This window comes from Streptomyces kanamyceticus, from assembly GCF_008704495.1.
Classification (GTDB): Bacteria; Actinomycetota; Actinomycetes; order Streptomycetales; family Streptomycetaceae; genus Streptomyces; species Streptomyces kanamyceticus.
Genome location: NZ_CP023699.1, coordinates 5,513,848 through 5,532,392, shown reverse-complemented (window position 1 = coordinate 5,532,392; position 18,545 = coordinate 5,513,848). Strand labels below are relative to the sequence as shown.

Annotated in this window: 20 protein-coding genes and 1 pseudogene; 11 read left to right on the top strand and 10 right to left on the bottom strand. The window is 69.3% G+C overall.

Annotated features, from left to right (window positions below; all coding sequences use genetic code 11):
• Nucleotides 1-12: 12 nt before the first annotated feature.
• Complete coding sequence (locus CP970_RS23780; protein WP_055551618.1) at nucleotides 13-282, bottom strand: DUF3263 domain-containing protein; 270 nt, start codon at nucleotides 280-282, stop codon at nucleotides 13-15.
• Nucleotides 283-292: 10 nt separating this feature from the next.
• On the bottom strand, nucleotides 293-1,558 hold the full coding sequence (locus tag CP970_RS23775; RefSeq protein ID WP_450261630.1) for an ABC transporter substrate-binding protein: 1,266 nt from the start codon (nucleotides 1,556-1,558) through the stop codon (nucleotides 293-295).
• Nucleotides 1,559-1,792: 234 nt separating this feature from the next.
• Between CP970_RS23775 and CP970_RS23770 the strand changes: the two genes are divergently transcribed.
• The 4 genes from CP970_RS23770 (at nucleotide 1,793) to CP970_RS23755 (ending at nucleotide 5,501) form a co-directional block, all read left to right on the top strand.
• Nucleotides 1,793-2,773, top strand: coding sequence for an ROK family protein (locus tag CP970_RS23770; RefSeq protein ID WP_055551567.1), 981 nt, complete (start codon nucleotides 1,793-1,795; stop codon nucleotides 2,771-2,773).
• A complete protein-coding gene (gene nagA, locus CP970_RS23765; RefSeq protein ID WP_055551569.1) occupies nucleotides 2,773-3,912 on the top strand; it encodes an N-acetylglucosamine-6-phosphate deacetylase in 1,140 nt (379 codons plus the stop codon). Before CP970_RS23770 ends, nagA begins: the two co-directional genes overlap by 1 nt.
• Nucleotides 3,913-4,088: 176 nt before the next feature.
• Entirely contained in the window at nucleotides 4,089-5,024 is a 936-nt protein-coding gene (locus CP970_RS23760) for a 1-phosphofructokinase family hexose kinase (RefSeq protein WP_055551571.1), read from the top strand.
• A 72-nt stretch (nucleotides 5,025-5,096) separates the two neighbouring features.
• The gene (locus CP970_RS23755) at nucleotides 5,097-5,501 is read left to right on the top strand and encodes a hypothetical protein (protein WP_150493860.1); all 405 of its coding nucleotides are present in this window, start codon (nucleotides 5,097-5,099) and stop codon (nucleotides 5,499-5,501) included.
• A 101-nt stretch (nucleotides 5,502-5,602) separates the two neighbouring features.
• Here the strand turns inward: CP970_RS23755 and CP970_RS23750 are convergent, their stop codons facing one another.
• Together CP970_RS23750 and cdgB are read right to left on the bottom strand one after the other, a co-directional pair.
• On the bottom strand, nucleotides 5,603-6,556 hold the full coding sequence (locus CP970_RS23750) for a CBM35 domain-containing protein (RefSeq protein WP_055551575.1): 954 nt from the start codon (nucleotides 6,554-6,556) through the stop codon (nucleotides 5,603-5,605).
• Nucleotides 6,557-6,643: 87 nt separating this feature from the next.
• Nucleotides 6,644-8,281 (bottom strand): diguanylate cyclase CdgB, encoded by a 1,638-nt coding sequence (gene cdgB / locus CP970_RS23745; protein ID WP_055551577.1) that lies wholly within the window; start codon nucleotides 8,279-8,281, stop codon nucleotides 6,644-6,646.
• A 504-nt stretch (nucleotides 8,282-8,785) separates the two neighbouring features.
• On the opposite strand from cdgB, the gene CP970_RS23740 reads away from it, so the two are divergent.
• Complete coding sequence (locus tag CP970_RS23740; RefSeq protein WP_079043780.1) at nucleotides 8,786-9,277, top strand: flavin reductase family protein; 492 nt, start codon at nucleotides 8,786-8,788, stop codon at nucleotides 9,275-9,277.
• 137 nt (nucleotides 9,278-9,414) lie between these two features.
• Here CP970_RS23740 and arfB read toward each other — a convergent pair whose 3' ends face one another.
• Nucleotides 9,415-9,843, bottom strand: coding sequence for an alternative ribosome rescue aminoacyl-tRNA hydrolase ArfB (gene arfB, locus CP970_RS23735; protein ID WP_055551582.1), 429 nt, complete (start codon nucleotides 9,841-9,843; stop codon nucleotides 9,415-9,417).
• A 225-nt stretch (nucleotides 9,844-10,068) separates the two neighbouring features.
• Here arfB and CP970_RS23730 point away from each other — a divergent pair, with 225 nt between their 5' ends.
• Nucleotides 10,069-10,644: a TerD family protein gene (locus CP970_RS23730; RefSeq protein WP_055551584.1), complete on the top strand. Its 576-nt coding sequence runs from the start codon at nucleotides 10,069-10,071 to the stop codon at nucleotides 10,642-10,644.
• 134 nt (nucleotides 10,645-10,778) lie between these two features.
• Here the strand turns inward: CP970_RS23730 and CP970_RS23725 are convergent, their stop codons facing one another.
• Complete coding sequence (locus CP970_RS23725; RefSeq protein ID WP_055551586.1) at nucleotides 10,779-11,447, bottom strand: class I SAM-dependent DNA methyltransferase; 669 nt, start codon at nucleotides 11,445-11,447, stop codon at nucleotides 10,779-10,781.
• A 75-nt stretch (nucleotides 11,448-11,522) separates the two neighbouring features.
• A complete protein-coding gene (locus tag CP970_RS23720) occupies nucleotides 11,523-12,035 on the bottom strand; it encodes a hypothetical protein (RefSeq protein ID WP_055551588.1) in 513 nt (170 codons plus the stop codon).
• 239 nt (nucleotides 12,036-12,274) lie between these two features.
• Here CP970_RS23720 and CP970_RS23715 point away from each other — a divergent pair, with 239 nt between their 5' ends.
• Nucleotides 12,275-13,453, top strand: a complete 1,179-nt coding sequence (locus CP970_RS23715; protein ID WP_055551590.1) for a helix-turn-helix domain-containing protein — start codon at nucleotides 12,275-12,277, stop codon at nucleotides 13,451-13,453.
• Nucleotides 13,454-13,950: 497 nt separating this feature from the next.
• On the opposite strand, the pseudogene CP970_RS23710 reads toward CP970_RS23715, so the two are convergent.
• A pseudogene (locus CP970_RS23710) lies at nucleotides 13,951-14,449 on the bottom strand (DUF6879 family protein).
• A gap of 136 nt (nucleotides 14,450-14,585) precedes the next feature.
• Here CP970_RS23710 and CP970_RS23705 point away from each other — a divergent pair.
• Nucleotides 14,586-15,197 carry a DUF5753 domain-containing protein gene (locus CP970_RS23705; protein ID WP_063806177.1) on the top strand — a complete coding sequence of 204 codons (612 nt, stop codon included), beginning with the start codon at nucleotides 14,586-14,588 and terminating at the stop codon, nucleotides 15,195-15,197.
• 9 nt (nucleotides 15,198-15,206) lie between these two features.
• Here CP970_RS23705 and CP970_RS23700 read toward each other — a convergent pair whose 3' ends face one another.
• Entirely contained in the window at nucleotides 15,207-15,422 is a 216-nt protein-coding gene (locus CP970_RS23700; protein ID WP_055551595.1) for a DUF397 domain-containing protein, read from the bottom strand.
• Entirely contained in the window at nucleotides 15,419-16,270 is an 852-nt protein-coding gene (locus CP970_RS23695) for a helix-turn-helix domain-containing protein (RefSeq protein ID WP_055551598.1), read from the bottom strand. The genes CP970_RS23700 and CP970_RS23695 overlap by 4 nt, the downstream gene beginning before the upstream one ends.
• 229 nt (nucleotides 16,271-16,499) lie before the next feature.
• Here CP970_RS23695 and CP970_RS23690 point away from each other — a divergent pair, with 229 nt between their 5' ends.
• From CP970_RS23690 to CP970_RS23680, 3 genes are read left to right on the top strand one after another with little or no spacing between them, the layout of a single operon-like run.
• A complete protein-coding gene (locus tag CP970_RS23690) occupies nucleotides 16,500-17,003 on the top strand; it encodes an ATP-binding protein (RefSeq protein WP_055551600.1) in 504 nt (167 codons plus the stop codon).
• A 45-nt stretch (nucleotides 17,004-17,048) separates the two neighbouring features.
• Complete coding sequence (locus tag CP970_RS23685; protein WP_055551603.1) at nucleotides 17,049-17,435, top strand: PadR family transcriptional regulator; 387 nt, start codon at nucleotides 17,049-17,051, stop codon at nucleotides 17,433-17,435.
• The gene (locus CP970_RS23680) at nucleotides 17,432-18,481 is read left to right on the top strand and encodes a hypothetical protein (protein WP_055551605.1); all 1,050 of its coding nucleotides are present in this window, start codon (nucleotides 17,432-17,434) and stop codon (nucleotides 18,479-18,481) included. Before CP970_RS23685 ends, CP970_RS23680 begins: the two co-directional genes overlap by 4 nt.
• Nucleotides 18,482-18,545: the final 64 nt, after the last annotated feature.

Below are 18,545 nucleotides of genomic sequence, written 5' to 3'. Positions count from 1 at the left end.
ACCCTAACGGCGTCAGCGCTCCGCGCGCCGTGACTCCCGCACCCGGCGCAGCCGATTGACCGTAATCGGGTCGTGGGCGAGCGCGCGGGCGTCGTCCAGGAGGGCGTTCAGGAGCTGGTAATAGCGCACGGGCACCATGCCGAGCTCCTCGCGGATGGCGCGCTCCTTGGCGCCGGGTCCGGTCCAGGAGCGCCGTTCGAGGGCGAGGACGGCACGGTCGCGCGCGGAGAGCCCCGGCTCTTCGCGCCGCTCCTCGTCCGTGTGCCGCTCCTCGTCCGTCATGCCCGACACGTTATTCGGCGCTCTCCTCGGCCGCCGCCCGGTTCTGGATCCTGGTGAGGACCGACTGGGGGTTGCCGTTCTTCTCTACGGTCTTGCCGATGTCCTTCTTGACGTCGGCGGAGACCTGCGCCCAGGACGTCTTGCCGACCGGGTAGAGCTGCGAGGTGGGCAGTTCCTTGAGGAACTTGCCGAGCTCGGTGTCGCCGCGGTCCTCGGCCATCGCGTCGGACGCGGAGTTCGTCACGGGCAGGATGTCGTACTCGTTGGAGAAGTCGAGCACGTTCTTCTTGCTGTAGACGTAGTCGAGGAACTTGCCGGTCTCCTTGCGGTGACCGTTCTGCTTGAACGCCATCATCCAGTCGGCGACGCCCATCGTGGCCTGCGCCTTGCCGTTGATGCCCGGCGCGGGCACCATGCCGAACTTCACGCCCTTCTTGGCCGCCATCTTCATCAGCGTGGGGTGGCCGTTGAGCATGCCGACGTCGCCGCGCGCGAAGGCGGCGAAGGCGTCGGCGCGGTTCATCTCGCCGGGCGCCGTGGGCCCGGTCAGGCCCTTGCCGACGAGCTCGTCGCGCAGCCAGGCGAACGTCTTGGCGTTCTGCTTGGAGTCGATGGCGTACGAGCCGACGTTGTCGGTGTACCCGCCGCCGCCGCTGAGCAGCCACATCAGCGTCTCGGCGGGCGCCTCCTCGGAGCCGAGCGGCAGCGCGTAGGGGATCTTCACGCCGCGCGCCTTGAGCGCCTTGGCGTCGGCCTGCAGCTCGGTCCAGCTCTGCGGCGGGGTGAGGTTGGCGTCCTTGAAGAGCTTGGTGTTGTAGAAGAGCAGGCGCGTGGAGGCGGCGAAGGGCATGCCGTACTGGATGCGCTTGACCTCGCCCGCCTGTGCGAGCGGGGCGAGGAAGTCGGCCTGGGTGGCGATGGAGAGGAGCTCGTCGGCCTCGTAGAGCTTGCCCTGCGCGGCGTAGTCGGCGTACGCGCCGATCTGCGCCAGGTCGGGGGCGTCGCCCTTCTTGACCATGTCCTTGACCTCGCGGTCCACGTCGTTCCAGGAACTGACGGTGACGTCGACCTTGATGCCGGGGTTCTCGGCCTCGAAGCCCTTGACGACCTTGTCCCAGTACTTCTGGGAGCTGTTCGCCGCGGAGTCGCCGTAGTCGGCGGCCACCAGCTTGAGGGTGACGTCGCCGGAGTCGCCGGGGCCGCCGCAGCCCGCGAGCACGCCCGCCATGCCGAGTACGGCCACCGCCGCGGTCAGTCCTGTCACGCGCCGCTGCACAGCTGTTCCCACCCTCATTGCCTCAATGCACTTGAACTGCGAGTTTCCCCCGAGTCCGGACACAAGGTCTACACCACCCGAGTATCACTTCTGCAACGGCGTCCACAAGGGCCCCAGGTCCGGCGGCACGGTTGCCCGGCAATCGGGACACCGGCACCGAAAAGGACCTTCGACCTCCCTCAAACACCCGAAGTGGACTAGACCTCTCACGGGTGACGCGCGAGACTGTCCCCCGTGAGACACGTCATCGCCCTGGATGTGGGCGGCACCGGAATGAAGGCCGCCCTCGTAGGGGCGGACGGCACCCTGCTGTACGAGGCGCGCCGCCGCACCGGCAGGGAACGCGGGGCCGACGCCGTCGTCGACTCCATCCTCGACTTCGCCGAGGACCTCCGCGCGCACGGCATCACCCACTTCGGGGAACCCGCCGAGGCGGCGGGCGTCGCCGTGCCCGGCATCGTCGACGCCGAGCGCGGCATCGCCGTCTACGCGGCCAACCTCGGCTGGCACGACGTCCCCATGCGGGACCTGCTCAGCGCGCGGCTCGAAGGCGTCCCCGTGGCACTCGGCCACGACGTGCGCACCGGCGGGCTCGCCGAGGGCCGCATCGGCGCGGGCAAGGGCGCCGACCGGTTCCTCTTCGTGCCCCTTGGCACCGGCATCGCGGGCGCCATCGGCATCGGCGGAGCCATCGAGCCCGGGGCGCACGGCTCGGCCGGGGAGATCGGCCACATCGTCGTACGCCCCGACGGACCGCCCTGCGGCTGCGGCCAGCGCGGCTGCCTGGAGCGCCTGGCCTCCGCCTCCGCGGTGAGCAAGGCGTGGGCCGAGGCCAGCGGCGACCCCGAGGCGGACGCCGCGGACTGCGCGAAGGCCGTCGAGTCCGGCGACCCGCGCGCCCAGGAGGTCTGGCAGGGCGCCGTCGACGCCCTCGCCGACGGGCTGCTCACCGCCCTCACTCTGCTGGACCCGCACACCCTGATCATCGGTGGCGGTCTCGCCGAGGCCGGGGAAACCTTGTTCACGCCGCTCCGCGCGGCCGTCGAGCGGCGCGTCGTCCAGTTCCAGACGCTCCCGGAGATCGTCCCCGCGGCCCTCGGCGACACCGCGGGCTGCCTCGGCGCGGGCCTGCTCGCCTGGGACCTCGTCGACCGGAACGCCGGCCGCGTCACCGACCACAACACCGACCACGACCCCACGGAGGTATCCACCTGATGGCCACTAGCAAGGTTCTCGCCGGTGCCCAGGTGGTACTGCCCACCGGGACGCTCACGGACGGCCGGGTCATCGTCGACGGCACGCGCATCGCCGGGAGCGCTCCCGCGGACGCCGAGACCGTCGACCTCACCGGCCACTGGGTGGTCCCCGGCTTCGTCGACATCCACAACCACGGCGGCGGCGGCGCCTCCTTCACCTCCGGCACCGTCGAGGACGTCCTCAAGGGCATCCACACGCACCGCCTGCACGGCACCACCACCGTCGTCGCCTCCACCGTCACCGGCGAGATGGACTTCCTCGCCCAGCGCGCCGGGGTGCTCTCCGAACTCGCCGAGCAGGGCGACCTCGCGGGCATCCACTTCGAGGGCCCGTTCATCTCGCCGTGCCGCAAGGGCGCGCACAGCGAGGCGCTGCTCAGGCACCCCGACCCCGCCGACGTCCGCAAGCTGATGGACGCGGCGCGCGGGCAGGCGAAGATGTTCACGCTCGCCACCGAACTGCCGGGCGGCATCGACTCGGTGCGGCTGCTCGCCGAGCACGGCGTGATCGCGGCGATCGGGCACACCGACGCGACGTACGAGCAGACCGTGGAGGCCATCGACGCGGGCGCCACCGTCGCCACGCACCTCTACAACGCCATGCCGGTCCTCGGCCACCGCGCCCCGGGGCCGATCGCGGCGCTCCTGGAGGACGAGCGCGTCACGGTCGAGCTGATCAACGACGGCACGCACCTGCACAAGGCCGCCTTCGAACTGGCCTTCCACCACGCGGGCGCGGGACGCGTCGCACTGATCACCGACGCGATGGACGCGGCGGGCTTCGGCGACGGCCGCTACATGCTCGGCCCGCTGGAGGTCGAGGTGAAGGACAGCGTCGCGCGGCTCGTCGAGGGCGGCTCGATCGCGGGCTCCACGCTCACCCTGGACCGCGCCTTCAAGCGCTCGGTGACCGTCGACGGCCTCTCCGTCGACGACACCGTCCGCGCCATCTCCGCCAACCCGGCCAAGCTGCTCGGGATGTACGACACGGTGGGCTCACTGGAACCCGGCAAGGACGCGGACCTGGTGGTCCTCGACGCGGACTTCAACCTCACGGGCGTGATGCGCAAGGGCGCCTGGGTCGTTGAGCCCAATTAAGCCGTTGAGCCCAATTAAGCCCAACTCGGGTGATTTCACCACCCGTTGAACAGGCAACACACGGAAGGCGGTCGGCCCCACCCCTGGGCCAACCGCCTTCTGTTTGGCATGATCAGAACCCGTTCAGAGACCAGTGACCAGTGACCAGTGACCAGTGACCCGGGGGCGTGGCACCAGTGATCCTCACCGTCACGCTGAACACCGCCCTGGACATCACCTACCGGGTCCCCGCCCTCACCCCACACACCTCGCACCGCGTCACCGAGGTCACCGAACGCCCCGGCGGCAAGGGCCTGAACGTCGCCCGGGTGCTCGCCGCGCTCGGCCACGACGTGAGCGTCGCGGGCTTCGCGGGCGGCGACACGGGACGCACCCTGCACGAGCGCCTCGCCGAGGCGCCGCGCCTCACCGACGCGCTCACCCGCGTCGACGGCGCGACCCGCCGCACGCTCGCCGTGGTCGACGCGGCGACCGGCGACACCACCCAGCTCAACGAACCGGGCCCGCTGGTCTCGCCCGCCGAGTGGGCCGCCTTCCTCGACTCCTACGAGGAGTTGGCGCGCCGCCCGGGCACCGCCGCGATAGCCCTCTGCGGCAGCCTGCCACCGGGCGTCCCCGTCGGGGCGTACGCCCTGCTCGTACGCTCCGCGCGGGCGGCAGGCGTCCCGGTACTCCTGGACACCAGCGGCGAACCGCTGCGCCGCGGCGTCGCGGCCCGCCCCGACATGGTCAAGCCCAACGCCGACGAACTCGCCGAGCTGACCGGCTCCCACGAGCCCTCCCGGGCCACCCGCGACGCACGCCGCAGGGGCGCCCACGCCGTCATCGCCTCACTCGGCGCCGAAGGACTCCTCGCCGTCACCCCGGACGGCAGCTGGCAGGCGGCCCCGCCGGTGCGCGTGCACGGCAACCCGACGGGCGCGGGCGACTCGGCCGTCGCGGGCCTGCTCTCCGCACTCGCCGAGGGCCTGCCCTGGCCGGACAGGCTCGCCCGCGCCGTGGCCCTCTCGGCGGCGACGGTGGCGGCGCCGGTGGCGGGCGAGTTCGATCCCGCGACGTACGAGGACGTGCTGCGCCGAGCCGTGGTGACCTGCCGGACCGCGACGGCCTGAATTGGCGTGGCCACGCGCATCTCTGCAACGTAACGTGATCACTGACCTTGATCACAACCCATGGGGGAATCCTTGCGTAAGCCCAACAAGGCCGTCCGAATCACCGTGGCGGCCGCCATCGCCTTCGGCGCCTTCACCGCCACCACCGCGAGCGCAACCGCCGACTCCGGATCGGTCGCGGCCCCCGCGCCCGCTGCCAGTGCACGGGCGGCAGCTCAGGAGTGGGGCGGCGGCTGGAACAACTATGGCGACACCGCCGTTCGCGAGAAGGCGAGCGCCAGCTCGCGCAAGGTCGGCACGCTGAAGCGCGGCAAGAAGATCAGGTGCTGGGTGTCCGCTTGCAGCGGCACCCACAATGGCGGCACCTACCGCTGTTCCAGCTCAAGCCCCAAGGAGACGAACTGGCACCTGGTGCGCTGGAACGGCAAGAAGGCCTGGGTCGCCAGCCGCTGCATGGAGTGGGGCCGCATCGCCTAGCCGACGGCTTCGGCATGGCTTTTGGTATCGCATGACATGAGACGGCGGTGGCCACCCTTCGTGGAGGGTGGCCACCGCCGTCTCATGTCACTCCTAGCACTTCACTTCTTCAGCGCCAGCTGGTCAATGTTGGCGTTGCACTTGTTGCCCTCGGCGCACTCGAGCTCGATCACGTTCGTCCCCGCATTGAGATCGGCGGGGGCCCACGTCGTCTGCCAGCCCTTTTCCCAGTCACCCTTGGGCGACGGAATGAAGTTCTTCATGCCGAGAGGCTGGTTGTTCGGCTTCCCGTTGACGTTGAGCGTGGCGTCAGCATCCTCACCGGGAATTCCGTAGCGCACGTACAGCCGGTAGCTTCCCGCCTTCTTGACGCTGACCGTCCAGGAAACCTTGGCACCGACCTGGTTGAAGCCCTGGACGTAGATGCCGCCTGTGGACTTCGCGCCCTTGACGTCCGAAGACGTGGATGTCCCACCCTCCAGCTTCAGTGCCTTCGCGTCCGTCTTCGGCAGATCGACGGGCTCGGGCCCCTTCGAGGGCTTCTCACTCGGCTCGACGGACTGGGCCTGCGAGGGCTTGCTGCCCGCTCCCTCGCTCTTGTCCTCATCCCCGTCACCACCGAAGAGCATGGCTGCGCCGATACCGAGGGCGACCACGACCACCACCGCTACCGCAGCGATCAGCAGACCCTTACTGTTCGGCCCCCGACCGCGTCCGCCGCCCGCGGGCGCGTACTGCGGCGAGCCGACGGGGGCGCCGCCGGGCTGCGCCTCGGGCGCGGTGTAGTGGGCGTTCGGCTGGCCGTAGGCACCCTGCTGGGGCGGGACCTGCTGACCGTACTGCTGGGTCGGCTGGGTCTGCCCGTACGCCGGGCGCCGGTCGCCGACGGCCCGCACGTGGTTGTACGAGGAGCGGGGACCCGGGTACCCGTAGCCGCCACCGCCGCTGGGCGGGGTCGCTCCGGCCGCCTGTCCGTCCTCGTACAGGTAGCCGAACGGATCGTCGTCGCCCTGCGGCGCGCTCGGCGTGTTCCCGCCGTTATTGCCGGGCGTCATTCCCTGGTCACTCCCTCACATCGCTGACGCGGGGAGCCTACCCGGTCCGAGTGAGGCCACGGGGTGGCGTTGACCTCATCGAGGCCGTTATCCGGCCCGCCTGTGCTGCTTGGCACGGGAGCGTTTCTCCACGTACATCCGCTGGTCAGCGGAGTGCAACACTTCGTCCGCCGACATCCCGCAGTGCGCCCAGCCGATGCCGAAACTCGCCCCCACACGCACCGCCCTGCCGTCGACGCGGATCGGCGGGATGATCGCGTTCCGCAGCCGGACCGCGAGGTCCTGCGCGTCGGCGCGGCCGAGCCCGTCCGCGAGGACGACGAACTCGTCGCCACCGAGCCGCGCCACCGTGTCCCCGTCCCGAACGCCGCTGGTCAGACGCCGTGCGACCTCGATGAGGACGGCGTCCCCCGTGTGGTGCCCGAAGCGGTCGTTGATCGACTTGAAGCCGTCGAGGTCGCAGAAGAGGACCGCGAGCCCCTTGGTGCCGTCGTCCACGTCGTCGTCGCCCTGCGGAGCGACGGTGTGCACGTGGTGGTCGAAGCCCTCGTCCCGCTGCTCGTGCGAGGCGCGCCCGAAGTCGAAGCCGTGCTCGTAGGCGGCGTCGAGCGAGTCCACGGCGCTCTGCTGGCCCGCGTGGGGCCTCCTACAGAGCCGGGCGCTGAGCCGGGCGCGCAGCTCGGCGGAGTTGGGCAGGCCGGTCAGCGAGTCGTGGCTGGCGCGGTGGGCGAGGTGCAGCTCGCGGCGCTTGCGCTCCTCGATGTCCTCGACGTGGGTGAGCAGGAAGCGGGGCCCGTCGGCGGCGTCCGCGACGACGGAGTTCCTGAGGCTGACCCAGACGTACGTCCCGTCGCGCCGCGCGAGCCGCAGCTCGGCGCGGCCGCCCTCGGCGGACGTACGGAGCAGCGTCCCGATGTCCTCGGGGTGCACGAGGTCGGAGAAGGAGTAGCGCCGCATGGCGGAGGCGGGGCGTCCGAGCAGACGGCAGAGGGCGTCGTTCGTGCGCAGGATCCTGCCGTGCTGGTCGCCGCCCATCTCGGCGATGGCCATGCCGGACGGCGCGTACTCGAAGGCCTGCCGGAAACTCTCCTCGCTGGCCCGCAGTGCCTGCTGTTCCCTCTCCAGGCGGACCAGGGCGCGCTGCATGTTGGCCCGCAGGCGGGCGTTGCTGATCGCGATGGCGGCCTGGAAGGCGTACATCTGCAGGGCCTCGCGGCCCCAGGCGCCGGGCCTGCGGCCGTTGCGCGGCCGGTCCACGGAGATCACGCCGAGCAGTTCGCCACCGGCCGCGCCCGTCGCGTACATGGGGGCGAAGAGGCGGTCCGCCGGGTGCCACTCGTCCTCGAAGCGGGGTGCGGGGCCCTCGGTGTACCACTGCGGGACGTCGTCGTCGTCGAGGACCCAGCCCTCGGTGTACGAGATGAAGCGCAGCGCGCCCCACGGCTCGCCCATGGCGAGGCGGTGCTCCCAGGCGTCACGGGAGCCGACGCGTCCGGTGATCAGTGCTTCGGCGGCGGGGTTGCCCGCGAAGGCCGCGACGACGAGATCGCCGTCCGGGCGCACGAGATTGACACACGCCAGTTCGTAGCCAAGGCCGTTGACGACGCCGTCGGCGACGGTCTGCAGCGTGTCCGCCAGGCTCCGGGCCGTGTTGAGCTCCGCCACCACCTGGTGCAGCTGCCGCAGGGTCGCAAGACGGACGTACGGCTCCGACTCGGTCTCCATGCTCGTTCTCCCCGAGACCTCGACAGCAACTCCAGGATGCGCAGCGCCCGCAGTGTTCTTACGTGCCGTGTTCTTCCGTGCCTGTTCTTCCGTGCCGTTGATGCTTCTTCGCCCGTGGTACTTCTGTGCCCTTGTGCCCTCAGTGTCTTATTGCCACCGTCACTGAATCACAGCGAGCAGCTCACTCGGTACACAGGGTCAACAAAATATGGGCCCTGTGACTCAAGTCACAGGTGGGGAGCTGCCGTTGGTCCAGTCCCTTGGACTAGTCCACCGCACTTCACGGCACCGCGTGCCGCCTTCTGCCACATTCGCCGCCGCCCTAACTCGGTCCTCGGTCCTAGGACCGGACTGGGCCCAGGGCCCGATGTGGCGGGGCTGACGGGAGGCTAGCGTCGATGCGTGGCTCACGTACTGAAGACACTTCCGGCCCCGCCTTCCCCACGGCACCCATCACCGGATGGGCATGCTGATGGGGTGAGCAACGACGAGTTCCGCGCGGCGATGTCCCGTCTCGCGGCAGGTGTGGTCCTGGTGACGGCGCGCGAGCCCGCCCTGGACCCGGACGATCCGACGGCCCCGCTCGGCGAGGACGTCGGCATGACGGCGACGGCGTTCCTGTCCGTCTCCCTCGACCCGCCGCTGGTCATGGTCAGCCTGCGCGAGGGCTCCCGGATGGACGACCTGCTCGCCGAGCAGCCCCACTGGGCGGTGTCCGTGCTCTCCGAGAGCCAGCGGCACATCGCGGGCCGCTTCGCGATGAAGGGCCGCATCAGCGACCGGCTGCTCTTCGAGGACCTCCCCTACGTACGCGGCGCGGCGTCCGGCGCCCCGCTGATCGGCGGCGCGCTGGCGACGCTGGAGTGCCGCACGGAGCAGACGGTCGCGGCGGGCGATCACACGCTGGTGATCGGCCGCGTGCTGACTGCGTCGCTGCCGAGCGGGGAGGGTTCGCCTCTGACGTACTTCCGTGGGCGCTACCGGCAGCTGGGCTGACGGGGGGCCCCGTAAGGGGCGCGGGGAACTGCGCGCTCAGCGCGCGACAAGCCGCAGACGCCGCTGCCGGGATCCCCGCAGACGCGACTGCGGCTTTGTTGTGGTTGCTCGCGCAGTTCCCCGCGCCCCTTACGGGGCTAGCCCCAGCCCTGGCCCGAGCGGCCCCGCTTGGTGTCACTCCGCTGCTTCTTGTTGCGCAAGCGACGTTCGTTGATGCCCCGGGGAATCTTCGTCGCGCGCCGCGGCTTCGGCGGCGGCGCGGTCGCCTCGGCGAGGAGGGAGGCGAGCCGGGTGGCCGCCATCTCCCTGTTGCGCCACTGCGAGCGGTGCTCACTGGCCCGTACGGAGACGACGCCGTCGACGAGCCGGGAGGCGAGGCGCTCCAGGGCGCGCGCCTTCCACACCTCGGGCAGCGCGTCGGTGTTCGCGAGGTCGAACCGCAGCTCGACCTGCGAGTCGCTGGTGTTCACGTGCTGCCCACCCGGCCCCGACGACCGCGAGAAACGCCACATGAGCTCGGCCTCGGGCAGGGAGACGGAGCCGCGGATGACATGGGGACCGGACATGCCCTCATGGTCCCGCGTCTGTCGGGCGCACGTCACGTCGTTTTCCGCGCGGCGCGGGAATCGGGGGCCAGACGGGGGGGCGAGAACAGCCGGGTAAAGAAAGTAAAGCCATATGGAACCTTGGGGACCCCGATCGGCGTTGGTAGGAGTGAAGGTAGCTTCGTCCCCAGTACGAAGCGCCTGTCGCACACTGTGCGTACGTAACGAGGGAAGGGACTCCCAACAATGGCAGTAAGCCTGTCCAAGGGTGGCAACGTCTCGCTCACCAAGGAGGCTCCGGGCCTGACCGCCGTCACCGTGGGCCTCGGCTGGGACGTCCGCACCACCACTGGCACCGACTTCGACCTGGACGCCTCCGCGATCGCGGTGAACACGCAGGGCAAGGTCTACTCGGACGGCCACTTCGTCTTCTTCAACAACAAGGCGACGCCGGACCAGACCATCGTCCACACCGGTGACAACGTCACGGGCGAGGGCGAGGGCGACGACGAGCAGATCAACGTGAACCTCGCGGGCCTCCCGGCCGACATCGAGAAGATCGTCTTCCCGGTCTCGATCTACGACGCCGAGAACCGCTCGCAGAACTTCGGCCAGGTCCGCAACGCGTTCATCCGCATCCTGAACCAGGCGGGTGGCGCGGAGATCGCGCGTTACGACCTCTCCGAGGACGCCGCCACCGAGACCGCCATGGTCTTCGGCGAGCTCTACCGCAACGGCGCCGAGTGGAAGTTCCGCGCCGTCGGCCAGGGCTACGCCTCGGGCCTCGTGGGCATCGCGCAGGACTTCGGCGTCAACGTCTAGCAGTTACGCCCCTGACCTGGGCAAACACCAGGCTGGTCCGTGCTGACTCAGCACGGACCAGCCTGGACCAGCCGGTCAGCGCGAAACGCCCTGGCCATCCCGGCCGGGGCGTTCTTGCTCTGCTCTGGCTCAGCTCAGCTCACTACAGCGCGAGCGATCAACGTCCCGATGTGGTCAGGTTCGGGGGCGTCGAGAACCTGCACTTCCGCCTGATCGAATCCAGCCCGCAGGAGGAGGCTCTCCCACTTCCTCGGGGTGTAGCTGTAGCGGTAGGTGAACAGCGCCCTTCCCGCGAACCCGCCCTTGTACATGCCTTGTGGTCCGTAGGCGCCCGGGATGGCGGGGGGCTGTGAGAAGGCGAAGACCCCGCCGGGGGCGAGTCGCCGCGCCACGAGAGGGAAGAGGCGCGCGGGGTCGACGAACCAGACGGCCCCGAAGATCGAATAGATCGCCTCGTACGGCTCCGGGTTCTCGCGCAGATACTCCAGCACTTCCGCGCAGACGAACCGTGCGCCGAGCGGGCCCCACCGTCGGGTGATGCCGTCCACCATGACGGGCGAGAGATCAATGCCCGTGACCTTGACGCCTTGCTCCGCGAGGAACGCGGCGGCCCGACCAGTACCGCATCCGATCTCAAGAGCGGTCGTTGGCTGCCCCAGCACCTCCGGCCCCGGTCCGTGCCCCTGGTACTGCGTCCAGCAGAAGACCGGGGGCGAGTCGTTGACGGAACCTTGCACGCTCTTGCTGTTGGCGTACTGGTCCCAGAGTTCGCGTTCGTTGTCGATGTCGTGCCGTGCAGCCAACGGAGCTTCCTTTGCGCCTGGTTGACGTGTGGGCCCGCTGCCCAGTCGGGCGGGGCAGCGGGACTCTAGCGGGGTTCAGTGACTGTCGGGCACCTTGTCGTCGCACGGCGAGCAGTCCGGGTCGTCCATGGCCCACAGCTCGTCATCCACGGCGAACCCGCTCTCCCGGACGACATCGGCGGTGCGCCCCACGAGCCCGTCCCTGCGGCGCTCGATCAGCGGCGCGTGGTGCTTGTACTTGCCGCCGTTGTAGACCTCGCAGAGTGCGAAGTACACGGGCGTGTCGAGTAGGAGCTGATGGACACCGATGTCCACCGTCTTACCCACCCCGATGTGCACGTCTCGACGTTCCATGGCTGTGAGGGTGTAAGCGACCGCTTGCCCGAGGATGCGTTCCGCCATGTCACGCACCATGACGTTGTCCCGCATCAGGAGCTTGATTTCGCGCTCCCAGATGGTGACACCTACCGAGCCGGGGCTTTCCAGCACGTTGTACGTGTACTCCCTGATGTGCGGGCGCACCGCGTTGAGTAGTGCCACCGGGTCGCGGAGCTGTGTCCGCGTAGGGCTGTCCAGCACGACTGTCATCGCGCTTCCCTTCCTTTGCTGGTGGAGGCAGCTAGACCGATTGGCCAGGCCGCACCACGCCTACTGACCGACCGGATGCGTCGCGGCGAGCTTTTCGGCAGCCGCCACTGGCATCTACGCACAGTCAACGCCCCTATACGGAAAGGAACTTGCACAGAGTTTGCACATCGGACGTGCGGGCACCCGTGTCGCCTGTGACGATGGCTGACAGGACCTGTTCCGCGAGGAAGACTGAGCCTATGAGCACTGATCTCGCCCCTGGCGCGAACCTGGCAGCGCTCCGAAAGGAACGCGGCTGGTCACAGGCGCATCTGGCCAAGAAGGCGAACATCTCAGTCTCCCTCCTGTCCAAGATCGAAGTAGGGGACCGGGCACTCACCCCGGCGGTAGCGGCTGCGGTCGGCAAGCCCATGGGACTGTCCTTGGCCGAAGTGCTGGGGACATCAGCGGTTGCGCGACGGGCGAAGCAACCGCTGGAAGACCTGCGGGCGGCCATCAGGGACTATGACCTGCCGAACCGTGGGACGGTCGAGGAGAGCAGGCTCAGCGCTGCCATGGGTACGGCGGACGGGTACCGCAACAAGGCCGATGTCGCCAAGCTGCTTCCCATGCTTCCCCAGCTGCTGAGGGACGCCACGACGCACGCGCACACCGCGAACACTTCCGAAGCGTGGATGGTGCTCGCAGATGTCTACAGCACCGCCTATTGGCTCGCCGCGCGGCATCGCTGGATGGACATGGCAGAGCTTGCCGTGACTCGGCAGCGGTGGGCGGTCGAGCAGCAGCCGAACCCGCTGGGGGAGGCTGTAGCAGCTCGGGACCGTGCAGGCACATACCTGAACTTCGGCGACGTCGAGCGCGGGCTCAGCCTGGTGGACAGCGCCATCACCAAGGCTCAGGGAGCACTCGACAGCACTGACCGCGACATTGCCGTGTGCATCCTCAACCTTCGCGGCATGACCCTGGCGGGAAGGCTCAAGGACAAGAAGGAAGCGAAGCGAGAAGCGGAGCGGCACATCAGGTCGGCCCTGGCTACTGCCCAAGGGATGAGCCGCGAACTGGACGTGCACGGCCTCACGGTTGGCCCGCAGAACGTGTTCACGCACCGGTTGGCCACCGGTGTGGATCTCGGCAGGCCGCGCGAGGCCCTGGCCTTGACGGATGACCTTTCCGCCGCCCTGGCGGGAATGTCCCCTACCCGAGTGGCACCGACGTACATCAACGCGGCACGGGCGCAGCTCGACACAGGGGACCGTGACGGGGCCCTGGCGAACCTGTCAACCGCATGGAACGTCGCTCCGCAGTTTGCCCGCATCCACCCGATGGGGCGGGAGGTGTTCCGTGTGCTGTCATCCCTGCACCGCAGGAGCAACGCGGAGCTGTTGAAACTGTCGAAGCTGTCGGGGATCAAGGTCTAGAACTGCGCTCCGACCTGGCCGTTTGGCTCTCTTGATCAGAGGTGCCCTAAGCCGTCATCGAGCGGGCTACGGACATCGGCGTCAACATCTGTGCTTAGAAAGGCAGTTGACGGAACTCCAAGCGGCGAGCAGTTCCCGCTAGGGGCTCCGCCGCGTCGACAGCACTGCGGGCACGGCCACCGACGGGCATCGGACCGCGCAGCGGCGCGGCGGAACCGTACGTGGGCGTACCCGACGTCCGCAGAACGGTCTTCCGCACGGTGACGGGCTCGACACCCGCCGAGCGCGAGCAGTGGCTGACCGAGGCCCCCGACCAGGCGGCAGCGCTCCTGCCCTGACACCCACGCCTGCCTGCCCTCTACGCTCACCGACCATGATCGCCGAGCTGCGGTGCGTCGTGCTCGACTACCCCGACCGCCGAGCTGGCCCGACCGTGCTGGACGACGCGTCAGGGGACGGGGGCACGAGGATCCGGCGGGGCATCCGACCGTGGCCCGTCAGGGGATCCGGTATTCCTCATGCGGGACGGCCCGGCCCCACACCGCCTCGAAGGCTGTGGAGCACAACCGCCGCACGGCCGGGTCCGTCGTACGCTCCTCATCGCCTTCCGGCGAGAGTTCGCCCGCTCCGGTGAAGTGCAGGAAGGCGACGAAGCTGTCATCGAACAGCCAGAAGTCGTTGCCGGGGAGTGCGAGGTCCGAGGCTCGACGCCGCGGCAGCCAACGGACCTGTTCGCCCGCCGCGACGTTTCCGGCGGTCACGTGGTCCTCGAAGCGGATGTAGTCCGTGACGGGCTCCGAGACGATCCGCGCCCGGTGATCTATCGCATCAGCGCGAGCCACGAGCTTGTCTCCTGATCCAGATAGCGGGAGCCGTCTCGCGCTCCGTCCCGCCAGGAGACGTACTCCGGGTCGGACTGCATGTACCCGTCCCGCACTCCAGATGGACGGCAGATCGCTTGGCCAGTCGGAACAGCTCGTCAAACGTGGGCTCCATGGCTTCCTCCAGCTCGGGGAGAAACGATCTCTACCCCTGAGCTTGCACTTGGCTGACCGCTCGGCGCACCGAACTTCCATACACTTGAACGGACTTGAGGTTCCTTTCACCTGGTGCCCTGGGGAGACTCTCAGGTATGACCACAACCAGGCAGGGGCGTCGGACTTGGGACGAGTACCTCAGCGAGGGAACCGGCCCGGTGCAGGACGACTTCTTGGAACTGACCCGCACCACGCGGAAGTCCCGCCACTACTGCAACGACATCATCTGGGGCAATCTCCAGACCCCGGACTACGCCCGAGCGGTCCTCCGACGGGTCGTCGACTTCCATGAAACCCCCGACGACATCGAGGCAGGAGTGGCAGCGCGTACCGCCCGAGCTCAGTTCATGGGGCAGGAGAACCGGACGTATCACGCGGTTCTCGGCGAGCAGGCATTGCGGACGAACCTCGGCGGTGTGGAGGTCATGCGGGGCCAGCTGGTCCGTCTGCTCGACGCCTTCGAACTGCCCGGGCTCAAGCTGGGCGTCATCCCGTCGCGCGCGGAGCTGGCACTGTTCCCCGGGCACTGCTTCTCGATCTTCGACGGCCTCTCGGTCGAGGTCGAGACGTACTCGGCGGAGCTCATCATCACGGACAAGGACGAAGTCGCCCTCTACGAGAAGGCGTTCCGGCTGCTTGAGGGTTCTGCCCTGTACGGGGAGGAGGCTCGGGCCCTGATCGAGGCCGAGCTGAGCGCGATCTCCTGACTCGGCTCATCAACTGCCCTTGGGGCGATGGGACTTCTGCCAGCGGACCAAGGCGTTCAGGCGCGCGGGCGTGGTTGCTATCACTGTGTCCGGGTCGTCGCTCTCGCGGAGGAGGAGCTGGGATCCGGCGTGGGCGACCTCCACGCAGTCCTCGTCACCCGCACCCGAGAACGAGGACTTCTGCCACTGGATCTGCCGGAGGGAGGACGGGGCGAGGGTATTCACAGTTCCTTCTCGATGTCGTGGATGAGTTGACGGGACGCCTTGACCCCAAGCGCCGTCCGGTCCGCGACGGCGAACAGAGTCCGGTACTTCTTGAGCCCTGCATCAGTGCCCAGGCTGTGGCCACCGAGTGCGCCGGAGACCCGGGCCGTGTCCAACTCGGAGACCGGGCCACCCGCATAGAGCACGGGTTGAGTGGCTTCGATGAACTCTTCGTTGGCGAAAGGGATGACGCGCACCTTCACGCTCGGCCACTCGGATGCGGCACGGAGGTGGCTGAGTTGGGCCCGCGTGACCTTGCCGCCTCCGAATCGCATGCGCAGTGCGGCTTCGTGGATGAATGCCTCGAACGAGGGCGGGTCGGCACGCGCGAAGATCTGCTGCCGCCTCGTCCTGAACTCCACTCGCAGCTCGACCTCATCAGCGGGCAGCACGGGGATGTGACCGCCGTAGATCGCTCGTACGTAGTCCTCGGTCTGCAGGATTCCCGGCAGTGTCACTGTCTGCAGGGAACGGAGACTCGCGGCGCGGTACTCAAGTTCGGCGACGTCAAGGAACCCCGGGGCCAGTACGCCCCGGTACTCGTCCCACCACTGTTTGCCACGCTCTTCAGCCATCGCGCACAGCGCGTCCAGCAGCTCTCCGTGCGACGCTTCGTAGTGCACGGCCAACTGCCGCACGCGGGCCGCGCTGACGCCCCACCGCCCTGCCTCGATGTGGCTGATCTGCGCCTGGTTGCCGCCCAGCAGAGCACCGGCCTCCGTGGTCGACAGACCGGCGGCCTCGCGCAACTTGCGTAGTTCCGCACCCAACCGCGCTTGTCGCGCAGTGGGATTGCTCCTGGGAGGCATCAGTTCCCTTCCTAGTCTGCAGGCCACAGTCTGCCCCTCCCCCTCCGGCCGGTCCACTCACACGAGTGGATTCCGCGTCATACATATGTGACGTCACATACCTGTGCCCGAATGTCGCCCCCGACAGCACACGGCACGCCAGTGAACCCGCAGAGCAGTCGCCACCCAGGGCGACCAAGCCACGGTGGCTCGCCGCGCACCAGCGCTTCCCTCCAAGGGAGTTGACCTGATGGATGACCCGCCGAACAGAACTTCGCAGACCTACCTCCTCACCATCCCCAACACCCCCCTCTCCCCCAAGATCTGCCGCGACACCGTCGCGATGCTCCTCACCGCGAACGGCCACCGGCCCGACCTCGCCGACACCGCCCGCACCCTCGTCTCCGAGATCGTGACCAACGCCGTCACGCACACCGGCTCGCCGACCATCGACCTGGAGACCGTGGTCCTGCGCGACGGCGTACGCGTCGTCGTGTACGACGACCGCGCGGCCGCCGAACCGCTCGCCACGCTCGACGTCTCGCGGGACAGCGAGCACGGGCGCGGGTTACTGCTCGTGCAGGCCCTTGCCGACGACTGGGGCGTGGCGCCCGCGGCTCGCCCGCGAGGCGACGGCAAGAGCGTGTGGTTCGAGCTTCGGCGAGACGGTGGCAGGGCCGGTGGCAAGACCGGTGGCAAGGCGGCGGGGAGACAGGGTTGTACAGATGGCCGACTATTCTGGATACTGGAATAGTCCGCAGAGCCGAATAGGCAACGCGCCGACCAAGAAGGAGAGCCCGTGGCCGCCGCCGCACACACCCCATGGACACGCGCCGCGCTGCCCCTGTGCCTGCTCGGCATCCTCGACGGCGAGCCGACGAGTTACGGGTACGCCCTGCTCGGGCGCCTCGCCGACGCGGGGCTCGACGGGGTTCGGCCCGCGACCCTCTACCCCGCTCTCACCCGCCTCGAAGAGGAAGGCGCCGTCGAGGTCGAGTGGGGCGCGGGCGAGGGCGGGCCCGGGCGGAAGTACTACCGGATCACCGCCGAGGGAAGGGCGAGGCTGCGGCGTGACCGGGCCGCCTGGGGGGACTTCTCCCGGACCGTCGCCACTCTCATCGGTGAACAGGGTGAACAGGGTGAACAGAGCGAACGCAGTGAACAGGAAGGGCAGGGGGACGCATGACCAAGACCCGTAGCAGCGCGCCGCATTGGGTGCGCGAGGACGACGAGGACTGGGCCGCCACCGTCGAGGTGCGGCTCGTTCTCGACCACGACGCCCCCGCGGGCCTCGCCGACGAGGTCCTCGCCGAGGCGCACGAGATCGTGGAGCAGGCAGGACTGCCCGCCCGCGAGGTGCTCGGCGACCCGGGCGCCTACGCCCGCACCGTCGCCGCCGAACGCATCAGCGAGGAGCGCCGCGCCCGGGTCGACGTGTACGGCATGACACCCGGCGAACGCGTCTCCGCCGCGCTGTGCACGCTCGGCTTCGTCGGCGCCGCCCTCTGCCTCCTGTACTGGATCGAGGACGGGCTATGGATCGAGGTGACCTTGACCTCGGTCGTGGGCTGCACGACCGTCGCGCTCGCCGTCATGCTCGTCGCCGTCGCGCTCGTCGCCCGCGCCGCCGGGCGGATCCGCGGCATGTGGGGGTGGCTCGCGGGCACCGCCGCCACGGTGGCGGGCGGCGCCGCGCTCACCACCGCCGCGCCCGACGCGCGACTGCTCGACGTCCCCGCGCCCGTGCTCGCGCTCGCCGCCGCGGCGTGGACCGTCGGCGCTTTCCTGTTCCCCGACGCCACGATCGACCGCTGGTTCACGCCCGCCCCGCGCCCCCGCGACGCCGACGACGAGCGGTGGCTGGCCCGCCTGGACGGGCTGCTGCGCGGGCGGCACGCCATGAAGGCCGCCGAGGCGCGCGGCCACGTGCGCGAGGTCCGTCAACACCTCACACACACGACGGACGGTGAACGCGCCGAGGACGTCTTCGGCGACGTCGAGGTCTACGCGCTGCGCCTGTCGGAGGGTCCGCGCGCGGAACAGCGGCTCGCCCGGCGCAAGTTGTACGGCACCGCGGCCATGACCGTGGTCTTCGCGATCCTCCTGGTCGACCGGCTGCTCGACCCGGACGAGCGCACCTCCGTATGGATGCTGGTCTGGGTGGCCGTCTTCGCCTACTGGGTCTGGAGCGTGTTCCGCGAGTGGCAGGCACTCAGGAAGACCGGGCGCTGAGGAAGAGCGGGCGCTGACGAAGACCGGGGACCTCGGTTGACGCCCGACAAGCCCTAGTCTGCGG

Excerpts from the sequence above, each read along its gene's own strand:
- CP970_RS23780 (WP_055551618.1), bottom strand. The coding sequence starts at position 282 with ATGACGGACGAGGAGCGGCACACGGACGAGGAGCGGCGCGAAGAGCCG.
- nagA (WP_055551569.1), top strand. The coding sequence starts at position 2,773 with ATGGCCACTAGCAAGGTTCTCGCCGGTGCCCAGGTGGTACTGCCCACC.
- CP970_RS23750 (WP_055551575.1), bottom strand. The coding sequence starts at position 6,556 with ATGACGCCCGGCAATAACGGCGGGAACACGCCGAGCGCGCCGCAGGGC.
- cdgB (WP_055551577.1), bottom strand. The coding sequence starts at position 8,281 with ATGGAGACCGAGTCGGAGCCGTACGTCCGTCTTGCGACCCTGCGGCAG.
- CP970_RS23740 (WP_079043780.1), top strand. The coding sequence starts at position 8,786 with ATGTCCCGTCTCGCGGCAGGTGTGGTCCTGGTGACGGCGCGCGAGCCC.
- arfB (WP_055551582.1), bottom strand. The coding sequence starts at position 9,843 with ATGTCCGGTCCCCATGTCATCCGCGGCTCCGTCTCCCTGCCCGAGGCC.
- CP970_RS23730 (WP_055551584.1), top strand. The coding sequence starts at position 10,069 with ATGGCAGTAAGCCTGTCCAAGGGTGGCAACGTCTCGCTCACCAAGGAG.
- CP970_RS23720 (WP_055551588.1), bottom strand. The coding sequence starts at position 12,035 with ATGACAGTCGTGCTGGACAGCCCTACGCGGACACAGCTCCGCGACCCG.
- CP970_RS23715 (WP_055551590.1), top strand. The coding sequence starts at position 12,275 with ATGAGCACTGATCTCGCCCCTGGCGCGAACCTGGCAGCGCTCCGAAAG.
- CP970_RS23705 (WP_063806177.1), top strand. The coding sequence starts at position 14,586 with ATGACCACAACCAGGCAGGGGCGTCGGACTTGGGACGAGTACCTCAGC.
- CP970_RS23695 (WP_055551598.1), bottom strand. The coding sequence starts at position 16,270 with ATGCCTCCCAGGAGCAATCCCACTGCGCGACAAGCGCGGTTGGGTGCG.
- CP970_RS23690 (WP_055551600.1), top strand. The coding sequence starts at position 16,500 with ATGGATGACCCGCCGAACAGAACTTCGCAGACCTACCTCCTCACCATC.
- CP970_RS23680 (WP_055551605.1), top strand. The coding sequence starts at position 17,432 with ATGACCAAGACCCGTAGCAGCGCGCCGCATTGGGTGCGCGAGGACGAC.